The sequence below is a fragment of the Corynebacterium guaraldiae genome (assembly GCF_053480195.1).
This window is the reverse complement of record NZ_JBRBAU010000021.1, coordinates 18,851-29,654: the sequence shown is the minus strand read 5'-3', so window position 1 is coordinate 29,654 and position 10,804 is coordinate 18,851. Positions and strand designations below refer to the sequence as shown.

The 10,804-nt window shown below is 58.5% G+C and carries 11 protein-coding genes and 1 rRNA gene; all 12 read left to right on the top strand.

Annotated features, from left to right (window positions below):
- Window positions 1-94: 94 nt before the first annotated feature.
- Window positions 95-212, top strand: a 5S ribosomal RNA gene (rrf, locus tag ACUY3D_RS12265).
- A gap of 311 nt (window positions 213-523) precedes the next feature.
- Complete coding sequence (locus ACUY3D_RS12260) at window positions 524-1,354, top strand: hypothetical protein (RefSeq protein WP_448241179.1); 831 nt, start codon at window positions 524-526, stop codon at window positions 1,352-1,354.
- Window positions 1,355-1,485: 131 nt separating this feature from the next.
- Window positions 1,486-2,424 (top strand): tetratricopeptide repeat protein, encoded by a 939-nt coding sequence (locus tag ACUY3D_RS12255; RefSeq protein ID WP_070685034.1) that lies wholly within the window; start codon window positions 1,486-1,488, stop codon window positions 2,422-2,424.
- Window positions 2,424-3,407 (top strand): HAD-IIA family hydrolase, encoded by a 984-nt coding sequence (locus tag ACUY3D_RS12250; RefSeq protein ID WP_070524845.1) that lies wholly within the window; start codon window positions 2,424-2,426, stop codon window positions 3,405-3,407. Before ACUY3D_RS12255 ends, ACUY3D_RS12250 begins: the two co-directional genes overlap by 1 nt.
- Window positions 3,398-3,559: a hypothetical protein gene (locus tag ACUY3D_RS12245; RefSeq protein ID WP_168164024.1), complete on the top strand. Its 162-nt coding sequence runs from the start codon at window positions 3,398-3,400 to the stop codon at window positions 3,557-3,559. Before ACUY3D_RS12250 ends, ACUY3D_RS12245 begins: the two co-directional genes overlap by 10 nt.
- Before the next feature lie 39 nt (window positions 3,560-3,598).
- Window positions 3,599-4,408 carry a TlyA family RNA methyltransferase gene (locus ACUY3D_RS12240; protein ID WP_070532563.1) on the top strand — a complete coding sequence of 270 codons (810 nt, stop codon included), beginning with the start codon at window positions 3,599-3,601 and terminating at the stop codon, window positions 4,406-4,408.
- Complete coding sequence (locus tag ACUY3D_RS12235; protein WP_070524783.1) at window positions 4,405-5,316, top strand: NAD kinase; 912 nt, start codon at window positions 4,405-4,407, stop codon at window positions 5,314-5,316. Before ACUY3D_RS12240 ends, ACUY3D_RS12235 begins: the two co-directional genes overlap by 4 nt.
- Window positions 5,317-5,354: 38 nt before the next feature.
- The gene (gene recN / locus ACUY3D_RS12230) at window positions 5,355-7,031 is read left to right on the top strand and encodes a DNA repair protein RecN (RefSeq protein ID WP_070532560.1); all 1,677 of its coding nucleotides are present in this window, start codon (window positions 5,355-5,357) and stop codon (window positions 7,029-7,031) included.
- A 26-nt stretch (window positions 7,032-7,057) separates the two neighbouring features.
- Window positions 7,058-8,242 (top strand): putative cytokinetic ring protein SteA, encoded by a 1,185-nt coding sequence (steA, locus tag ACUY3D_RS12225; RefSeq protein ID WP_070532557.1) that lies wholly within the window; start codon window positions 7,058-7,060, stop codon window positions 8,240-8,242.
- The gene (locus tag ACUY3D_RS12220) at window positions 8,242-9,201 is read left to right on the top strand and encodes a copper transporter (protein WP_448241178.1); all 960 of its coding nucleotides are present in this window, start codon (window positions 8,242-8,244) and stop codon (window positions 9,199-9,201) included. The genes steA and ACUY3D_RS12220 overlap by 1 nt, the downstream gene beginning before the upstream one ends.
- Window positions 9,202-9,840, top strand: coding sequence for an NUDIX domain-containing protein (locus tag ACUY3D_RS12215; RefSeq protein WP_070532547.1), 639 nt, complete (start codon window positions 9,202-9,204; stop codon window positions 9,838-9,840).
- A 41-nt stretch (window positions 9,841-9,881) separates the two neighbouring features.
- The gene (gene xerD / locus ACUY3D_RS12210; RefSeq protein ID WP_144677238.1) at window positions 9,882-10,760 is read left to right on the top strand and encodes a site-specific tyrosine recombinase XerD; all 879 of its coding nucleotides are present in this window, start codon (window positions 9,882-9,884) and stop codon (window positions 10,758-10,760) included.
- The last annotated feature ends 44 nt before the right edge of the window (window positions 10,761-10,804 follow it).

Genomic DNA, 10,804 nt, shown 5'->3' with positions numbered 1-10,804 from the left:
CAACAAACACGATAAATAATAATCACTGCCGTGTTCGCGTCCACTACACAGTATCTGACACAACACCAGCAACTAGACGTTGCCCCGAGTGTTTGTCGGTGGCCTATAGCAGCAGGGAAACGCCCGGACCCATTCCGAACCCGGAAGCTAAGCCTGCTAACGCTGATGGTACTGCAACCGGGAGGTTGTGGGAGAGTAAGAAACCGCCGACACCAAACAACAAACAACAACTCAATACAACAAGCCCGCCACCAAGAGCAACAACTCAACGGTGACGGGCTTCGTCGTCGTTTTCGCATACAACCTACAAGTACAAACCTGAAAATACAGACCTGCAGGTAGGCGTCGTCAAGTGCCAAGGAACCAGGATCGGCGACTGCGTGCTGTCAAGGGGTGAATGCACTTCCCGGTCTGCACTAATGGCCACACACAAACACGCCAGCCCAGCTTCAAGATTCCGGAGCATATATCCATTCAGATGGAGGAGTGAGACGTTCGACCAAAGGCTCATGCAGTAGAGAAGATGCTTCTTGCACCGCGCCTTGAGCGTATCGGCTTTTTAGAATCCTTCATATCAGTGCCTTGGCGGGAAAGTAAGGAGTACGCGATGCGGTTCACCCAAACGTCAGCTACGTTCTCTCATTCCTACAACGCGGCCTTCCTCAAGGACCTGAAGTCCGTGCGCTTTAGCACACAGAATGGCAATCCTTCCTCTCCCAGGTTTCTCGATGCATTTTTGTCGAAGGGGCCTATACCGCAGGTACGTGATGGGCTGGGCGGTTTACTGTTCTTAGTCATTATGGTCGTGGCCTCAGCCTGTGTTTTCCTCTTCGCTCTGCTGCTAAATGGCTTTGAAATCTTGTGGCTGTTCGCGTTGCTTCTTGGTGCGTTGTTGTGTTGTCACTTATGTGTTGTCGCGCGTCATTGGGTGTTTGCGCGTCGAATTCGCCTCGCCTGGAACAATGGTTGGATTGACTTCTACCCTGTGCTCTTGGGCAGTTTCTTCTGTAGTGAAGGGCACCCCCGAACGGGAAAGAAGCACTACCTGTATGCGACGAAGGGTCTTGTTCTCGCGCCAAATGCAGATTCCCGTTGCATTGAAGTGCGCGTCGAAGGAGTTAGCCCAAACCGGATGGGTATGCAGGGCGTAGCCATGACCCGGGATGCCGAAAGGATTCGTCTTAACGCCATGTGCAACAACGGTTGGACCTTTTGGGCAGTCGTCCGTGGTATGCCATTGGAGCACGGAAGCGTAGAGCATGGACTTAGCTCTTCGCAGGTGGCTGCGGGATTAGAGTGCGTGTGTGATGAGTGGCGTTTGGGTGAGGTTGCCTGGCCGCCGAATAGTGTGTAGTCGCCGAACTGGGACCGTAGGTTGTGGGGCACTTCACTAGCAGTTGGTTCGTATTGCCGTTTCTGGGGCCGTGACCTGTAGACTGGTTCGGTACATACGGACACGTCTACCGCAGAAAGTGCATGGCTTTAATGTCTGAATCCAACTCCCGTAACCACGGCCGTGGCCGCGAAGGTTCCGCAGAAGGCAACCGTGGGCACTACGGCTCTGGGGGCCGCAAGTTTGAGAAGCACGGCGGCGCAGCGGGGCGTCGAGAAGAGCGTCGCGGTGATCGCCGAGACGACCGCCGAGGTGGCCGCGCAGGCGCTAAACCTCGCCGCAACGACCGCAATGGGCATGGCGGCGGCAAAAATAAGGTCTCGCACCCACAGCGTTCAGGCTACCGTGAGGAGCGCATCAGTCGTCGTATGACAGATCCAGACCTGCCATCTGATATCGACATTACGGATCTTGATCCTTCGGTACTTCAGGATCTTTCGTCGCTCTCCAAGGAAAACTCCGAAGCCGTTGCTAAACACCTCATCATGGCGGCAACGTGGCTTGAGGACGACCCCCAACTGTCGCTACGCCATGCACGTGCTGCCAAAGACCGTGCCGGACGTGTATCAGTCGTCCGTGAAATGAACGGAATCGCTGCATATAGGGCTGGAGAGTGGAAGGAAGCCCTTGCGGAGCTGCGTGCAGCGCGCCGCATTTCCGGTGGCCCTGGGCTGCTCGCGGTCATGGCTGATTGCGAGCGAGGCCTCGGGCGCCCAGAAAAGGCTGTTGATTTGTGGCGGGGCGAGGAGGCTAAGGAACTCGCGGCGGAGGATGCGATCGAGTTGGCTATCGTTGCTGCAGGGGCGCGATTGGACATGGGGCAGGCAGATTCAGCCGTAGTTACTATCCAACGCGCAAAGCCTTCTAAGGATTCCACGGGATTCTCGGCATGCCGCCTTTCCTACGCCTATGCCAATGCTTTGTTGGAGGCTGGCCGCAAGGAAGAGGCCCGGGAGTGGTTCCAGCACGCGATTGACATCGATGAAGGAGACTGGACCGACGCTGCAGAGCGTCTGGCCGAGTGCAAATAATGAGTATTCTCAAAACCCATGATTCATTGCTCCTCGATCTCGACGGAACAGTATGGGAGGGCGGACAGGCTCTTCAGTGCGTCGTCGACGTGGTCAATTCCTGCGGTATTCCTGCAGTTTATGTCACGAACAATGCATCCCGAAGCCCCCAAACCGTAGCGGGTATGCTCGGCGAGATCGGCTTGGAGACGGATGCGCAACACGTTGTTACCTCTGCGCAAGCGGTAGTCAAGATCGCTCGTGAGGAACTTCCAGCAGGCGCGAAAGTCCTCGTCATCGGCGCGGACTCATTTCGTTCACTGGCGCGTGAGGCGGGCTTCGATGTTGTACACAGTGCCGACGATAAGCCCGCCGCGGTCCTGCAAGGTATGGACAAGTCGGTGGGCTGGGAGCAGCTCTCTGAAGGCGCGTTGGCAATTAATCACGGCGCAAAGTTCTTTGCCTCCAACCTGGATACGTCTCTTCCGACGGAGCGCGGAATGGCTGTGGGCAACGGCTCGCTAGTCGCAGCTATCGTTTCAACTACCGGCGTAGAACCCATTTCGGCAGGTAAGCCGGAACCCGCTATGTTCACTCAAGCAGCTAAGCTCGTGGGGTCGACGAAGCCTCTAGCTGTAGGGGACCGCCTTGACACGGACATTGTTGGCGGCAACAACGCTGCAATGGATACCTTCCACGTCCTTACAGGTGTGTCCCGGGAGCTTGCTCTGATTGAAGCTACTGCGGAGGAACGCCCTGATTTCATTGGTGCAGGATTCCACGAGCTCTCCTTATCGGCCGCACAGGCGCGCCCAGGTTCCCAGGGAGGCTTCCGGGCACGGTTTGACGGCTACGACATTGTTCTTCAAGGCGGGAACGAGAAATCGACGTCGATCGAGGCGTTGCGTACCGTCCTCGAAGTTGCCTGGGCCGGTGCTGAGCCGCCTCGCTACATTCAGCCACGGAGTGAAGCCGCGGAGAGGGTTGTGTCTACATGGCGGTAAAGCCTCATGACCCGCGCGCGGTTTTGGCTCCGGAGAAGCTGGATGCGTCGCTCGCGGAGATTCTCAATGAACCAGCTGAGAACCTTGAACAAGAACTTGCTCAGCTGGATCGCGCTCATACTGTGCTGCGGGATGCGCTCCAAGACAATTAGCGCTGACCGTCGAGGATTCTAAGGGAAGAGGAGCTTTTCATGCCACCGCAACGCCGCCGTCTCGACGCGGAGCTAGTGCGCCGAAAGATTGCGCGCTCACGGGAACAAGCCGTTGAGATGATCAAGGCCGGCCGCGTGACCGTCGGGGGTTTCAAAGCGATGAAGCCCGCGACGGTAGTTGAGCCTGAGGTGTCTATCAAGGTTGAGGCCAGCGAGGGGGATGATTGGGCTTCGCGTGGCGCGCACAAGCTCCTTGGCGCTCTCGAGGCTTTCGACGTTGACCTTAGGGGAAAGCGAGTGTTGGATGCGGGGGCGTCGACTGGCGGCTTTACCGATGTGTGCCTGCGCCGCGGTGCCGCGGAGGTGCTATCCGTCGATGTGGGCTACGGGCAGTTGTTGTGGCGTTTGCAGAATGACGAACGGGTTACGGTGCTCGACCGCACTAACATTCGCCACCTGACACTTGAGCACACGAATGGTCCCTGCGACGCCATGGTTGGTGACCTATCGTTTATCTCCCTGAAGCTTGTGCTTCCAGCGATTGCATCGTGCATGGCTGATGGCGCGTGGCTATTGCCCATGGTCAAACCACAGTTTGAGGTGGGCAAAGACCGGATAGGGTCCGGTGGTGTGGTGCGCTCTCCTGAGCTACGGGCGGAAGTAACCAAGGATGTCGCTATCTTCGCTCAGGAGCTCGGGCTCAGCGTGAAAGGCGTGGCGGCATCGCCGTTACCTGGACCAAGCGGCAATGTTGAGTACTTCCTCTGGTTGGTCAAGGATGGATTGTCCACCCCGGAAGATAGGCTTGATGCAATGATCGAGACGGCTATCAAGGAAGGACCCCAGTGAGCAGTAGTGTCGCCGCGGAGGGCACCAACCGCCGCGAAATTCTTCTTGTTCCGCACGCGAGCCGCGCGGATAATCTTGCCGCTACGCATCGCGCGGCGGAGCTGCTCCAGGAGGCAGGCATCAAGGTGCGCGTGTGCGCAGCGGATACCGTCCTTCCGGGCCTGCAGCATGTTCGGCATACGCCAGCTGCTGCCGAAGGTTGTGAATTGGTGCTGGTTCTCGGTGGCGATGGCACATTTTTGCGCGCGGCAGATATGGCGCGTGCCGTCGATGTTCCCGTGCTTGGAATAAACCTGGGCCACGTCGGCTTCCTCGCCGAGTGGGAAGCGGAGTCACTCGACCGTGCGTTAGTACGAGTTATCGAGCAATCCTATGAGGTCGAAGACCGGCTTACTATCGACGTCACCGTGTTTGATGCTGACGGGAAACTGCGTGAGCGTAGCTGGGCGCTCAATGAGGCGTCGATTGAGAATCTCAACCGCTCGGGGGTGCTGGACGCCATCCTCGAGGTGGATGGGCGCCCGGTATCTGCTTTTGGTTGCGATGGCGTGCTCATCTCCACTCCGACTGGATCCACGGCCTATGCCTTCTCCGCCGGAGGGCCAGTTCTGTGGCCTTCTCTTGATGCCATCCTGGTTGTGCCAAACAACGCGCATGCCTTGTTTACCAAACCGCTCGTGGTGTCTCCGGATTCGCAAGTCGCGGTGGAATCGGCGTCGGCGACGACTCCGGCCGTGGTCATCCTTGACGGATTCCGGGAAGTCTCGATGCCTCCAGGTTCGCGCGCGGAGGTCGTTCGTGGTGAAAGGCCGGTGCGCTGGGTACGTCTAGATCAGCAGCCATTCACTGATCGTCTGGTGTCCAAGCTGCGCCTCCCCGTGGAAGGTTGGCGCGGGCCGCGTCACTAGGTTGTTTGGCGCGTATTTAGGAAGGAAGATAGCTCACCGTGCTCGTTGATATCAGCATCTCTGACCTCGGCGTGATTGAAAGCTCCGCAGCGGAACTATCGCCAGGACTCACCGTGCTCACCGGCGAAACCGGCGCTGGTAAGACCATGGTGGTAACTGGACTGCGCCTTCTCGCCGGCGGTCGCGCGGATGCATCACGTGTGCGCGATGGCGCCGCGAAAGCAGCCGTAGAAGGGCACTTTTCCTCCAGTTCTCTTGCCGTAGCGAAGGTAGTCGAAGAATCAGGCGGTGAGCCAGATGAAAACGGCGAATTCATTGCCTCCCGCACGGTGTCGGCGGCGGGACGCTCACGCGCCTACTTGGGTGGGCGTTCAGTGCCGGCGGCGACATTGGGGGAGTTCGCCTCCCACCTGATTACTGTGCACGGTCAGAACGACCAGCTGCGTTTGCTATCTGCCGATCAACAATTGGCAGCGATCGATCGCTTTGAACCTGCGATTGACAAGGTTCGCACCGCATATACCGATGCGTTTAGCCACTGGCGCGCGTTGGCTAAGGACTATCAGCGTCGTACGGAATCACGGCGCGAGATGGCGCAGGAAGTTGACAGGTTGCAGTTCGCTATTAAGGAGATCTCCGAGCTCGATCCGCAACCAGGCGAAGATGCCGAACTCGTGACCCTTATTAAGCGCTTGCAAGATGTTGATGCTTTGCGTGAGGGCGCAGCCACCGCTCTCAGTGCTCTGGATGGGGGCGAAGGATTTGGGGATGAGGACACCGCCGTCAATCTTGTCGGCGCCGCCGAATCAGCACTCGCTGGGGCAAGTGATACCGAGCTCGCTCGCCTAGGGGAGCGCGTTAGCGAAGTCACCGCGCAGCTGACCGACATCGCTGCCGACCTCACGACGTATTTGAGCGATCTACCCGCCGATCCCAACCTCCTCGAGGAATCCCTACAGCGCCAACAGGAGCTCAAGCGGCTTACCCGCAAATATGCTGCTGATATCGATGGAGTCCTGGCCTGGCGGGATGCCGCTGAGGCCAAACTCGCTACGTTGGATACCTCTACCGAGGCCCTTGAGGCCTTAAAGAAAGAGGTAATGGAGGCCGAAAAGACGATGGTGTCCAAAGCCGAAAAGCTCACTGCCGCCCGTACCAAGGCCGCGAAGAAGCTCGGGGCTCAGGTCACCGAAGAAATTCATGGCCTGGCCATGCCGAACTCCACCTTGACGGCCGCCGTCAAGAAGACGAAGTACTCCAAGTCCGGCGCGGATGAGGTCGAATTTCAACTCAACGGCAAGCCCCTGGCTTCCGCGGCCTCGGGCGGTGAGCTCTCGCGCGTCATGCTGGCCATGGAGGTAGTTTTGGCCAGCGGCGACGGGACCACCTTGGTCTTCGACGAGGTGGATGCCGGCGTCGGTGGCCGCGCGGCGGTGGAGATTGGGCGTCGTCTAGCGCGGCTGTCCACCACCAACCAGGTCATTTGTGTCACACACCTGCCGCAAGTGGCCGCCTATGCGGACTCACACTTGCACGTGTCGAAGGAGAAATTCACGTCGGGTGTTGCGGATCTGACCGCCGAGGAGCGCGTTGAGGAGCTCGCGCGTATGCTCGCTGGCCTCGATGACACCGAGACGGGCCGCGCGCATGCACAAGAGCTCTTCGATAGGGCTCAAGCAGAAGTCGAGACTTTCCGCGCGCCTTCCACACCTTGAGCCCCTAACAGGGGAAACTGTCAGACATGAGTCTGTTTTCCCGTAATACCGATCTGCCTGGAGAACACGGCGCGCTGCGTGATTGCACCCCGGGTGGCAAGGGCATGAAGAAGTTTAGCGCTGGTGACTTCGCAGTCATCAACGCCGCCAATATCTCCCGCCAAGAGGCCCAGACCCTCGTGGATATGAAGCCGGCCGCCGTGATCAACGTCGCGGAGTTCTCCACTGGTTCTATCCCGAATTATGGACCCCACATGCTTCTCGACGCCGATGTCACCCTCATCGAGGGCGTAGGCCAAGATTTTGTGGACAATTTCAAGGATGGAAAGAAGGCGCGTCTGACCGAAGACGGCGCCATTTTTGCGGGCGATACCCAGCTTTCTTCGGGAACGGTGGTTACCCGCGACCGGGCGGAAAAGAATTTTGCTTCTGCCCAGCAGGAACTCATCGATCATATGGAGGCATATTTCGGTAACTCCATTGAGTTCATTCATTCCGAAGGTCCGCTACTCATCGATGGCCTGGGTGTTCCCGATGCAGGGTCCGTCATGGCCGGGCGCAAAGTTCTCGTGGTCTCGCCCACTGAGGAACACCGCAAGAAGCTGACGCTCCTGCGCAACTTTATCCGCGAGTATGAACCCATCATTATCGGCGTGGACGCTGCCGCGGACACCCTGGTTGAGCTGGGATACCAGCCTCACTTCATCGTGGGTAACCCTTCCGAGGTGAGCTCGGAAACCCTGCGCAGCGGTGCCCAGGTTATTCTCCCCGCCGAGCCGGACGGCACTGCTGACGGGCTCGAGCGCATTCAGGATTTGGGGATTGGTGCGATGACCTTCCCTGCCGCCACGGATTCAGCTACCGATCTCGCGCTGTTGCTTGCGGACTACCACGAGGCTCAGATGATTGTGCAGGTTGGCGGATCCCTCGACCTCGACGACATCTTTGCTAACGAGCCGAATGCTACGCCCGCGGCTTTGCTGTGCCACATGAAGGCGGGCACGCGCCTGGTGGATGCGGACGCTGTTATCAACCTTTATTCCGCGCCCGATTCCGGAGCTATGGGATGGCTGTGGGCGCTGCTTGGCATCCTCGTAGCACTTGCCGTCGTTATTCTGATCGTCGGCTTGGGCGGCGATGAATCCTTCCTCCAGAACCTGATCGATACCTGGAATAACTTCGCGTTAAGCGTGCAGGAGTGGTTTAAATAATGATGTCGCCTAAGTCCCTCATTATCACCGGCCTCGGTTTCGGCGCAGCCCTTGGCATTGCGTTGGGCACGCTGGTGATTGCTCCAAACATGGATTCCGGATCGGGTCCCGGGGGTGAATCGACCAGTGAGGTGCGCGAGAAATACGGAAAGCTGGTTCTTGAGAATAACATCGCGGAGGCCCAGCTAGACTCTGCTGATTCCGTTATGGGAGATCTCGGCCGATACGTGGTGGATGGTTCCTTGGCGCAGCGCCCGGTCATGGTTGTGAGTATGCCCGATGCCGACGACGCCGACGTCAAGGCCGTCAAGGATTTGCTGGGTTCTGCAGATTCCACCGATGCAGGAAGCATCAAGCTGGCTGAGAAGTTTGTAGCCCAAGAATCCGCGGACAAGCTTTTGTCCCTCGTTACCACCACGTTGCCGGCGGGAGCGAAGCTCGATAAAAAGAAGATTGATTCCGGCACACATGCTGGTCAGGCACTTGCGGCGGGGTTGATGATGGATGCTGAGACCACCGAGCCGCTTGCATCAGTTGATGATCGCGCGACCCTTTTGCGGGCTCTGCGCGATGCCGGCTACATTGACTACAAGGATGGCACTATTCTTCCTGCCCAGGCCGTAGTCGTCGTGGGCGGAGGCATGACCCCGGGAGAGGAAGACGACAGCGCTGCTGCGAAGTACGCCATCGATACGACGGTCAACTTCCTAGAAGGTTTTGATTCGGTGGATACCGCGATGGTTTATGCAGGGCGCGTGGAATCCGCCGGTGACGACGGCGTCCTGGATAAACTCCGAGCCGACAAGACGAAGATCAGCACCGTGGACTCCATTGATCACCCGGTGTCCCAGATGGCCAGCGTTTTAGCCGTGAAGGAACAACTCGACGGTGGCCACGGTGTGTATGGTTCTGCGGCGAATGCTGAAAGCGCAGCGCCGGCGCTGCCGAAGGATCTCTAGATGTCACACCATTTTCGTACGGTGGGAACCGAGCTGCTTGTCGACGCCCCCATCATCGCTGTTCGCCGCGATGATGTCGTCATGCCGGGGGAGGTTGTTGCTCAGCGAGAAGTTGTCGAGCACCTTGGTGCTGTAGCCGTTGTGGCGTTGGATGAGAACAACCGTATCGCCATGGTGGAGCAGTACCGGCATAGCGTCGGCAAGCGCCTGTGGGAGCTGCCGGCCGGCTTGCTCGACGTGAAGGGCGAAGACGAGCTCAGCGGCGCGCAACGCGAGCTCCAGGAAGAGGCCGGCCTGGCCGCCGAGGAATGGGCAGTGTTGACTGATCTGGTGACCTCCCCGGGATTCTGCGAGGAAGCCGTGCGCGTGTTCTTGGCGCGAGGCCTGTCGAGCGTGCCCAAACTCAACGCCGAAGGCGACGAGGAAGCTGACATGGGCTTTGCATGGGTTCCCCTTGCGGAGGCTGTCGAGCGCATCCTGGTGGGGGAGATTGTGAACTCCATTGCGGTGGCAGGAATCCTTGCGGCATATGTCTGCGTGCGTGGGGATGCCACCCCGCGCCCAGTTGACTCTCCTTTCGAGCTACGGCCGGAATCGATCGCTCACCGGCGCCCGGGTCCGGATCTTAAGCAGCTGTGACGCCCTCTAACCCCGCCGCAGCCGCCGGACAAGCTTGGTTGATGCACCTCATGGTGGAAAAAGGTGCCTCGAAGAATACGGTAAGCAATTACCGTCGAGACATTAACCGTTACGTCAATTGGCTTGCGGAATCTGGGATCACGGATTTGCGCCACGTAACCCGCTCGCACGTGGAGAACTACCTCGTTTACTTGCGTAAGAGTCTTGCGCAGTCCTCTGCTAGTCGCGCTTTGGTTGTCGCTCGAGGACTGCATAAGTTTGCCCTGGCCGAGGGGATGATCGAGGAAGACGTCGCGGCGGAGGTTTCCCCACCCAAGCGGGCGCAACCGCTGCCGGAGACTCTTAGCGTGGAGGATGTGGAGGCACTCCTCGATGCCATCCCTAGCGGAGATACTGCAACGCCCATTGATATCCGAGATCGCGCTCTATTGGAGATGCTGTATGGTACGGGCGCACGTATCTCCGAAATCATCGCGCTAAATGTGGACGATGTGACGGGTGAGGGGAGTGCTTCAGTTCGTGACATTGTGTTGTTGAGCGGCAAGGGCGATAAGCAACGGCTAGTTCCGCTGGGTTCACATGCGGTGACAGCGGTGGAGAACTACCTAGTGCGTGCCCGCCCTGTGCTGGCTACGGGAGCCTCTCACACCCTGTTCCTCAACACTCGGGGCAAGTCTTTATCGCGGCAAAGCGCCTGGGCCGTGATCAAGACCGCAGCGCAGCGCGCCCACCTGAGCACTAAAATCTCTCCGCACACACTGCGTCACTCATTTGCCACCCATCTGCTCGAGGGCGGGGCTGATGTGCGTACCGTACAGGAGCTCTTGGGGCATTCTTCCGTGACGACGACACAGATTTATACTCACGTCACTGCGGATTCACTCCGCGAAGTGTGGCGCACTGCCCATCCACGCGCCTAAGAGCGCTTAGAATCGTCACGACTTCTACCGATGAAAAGGATTTT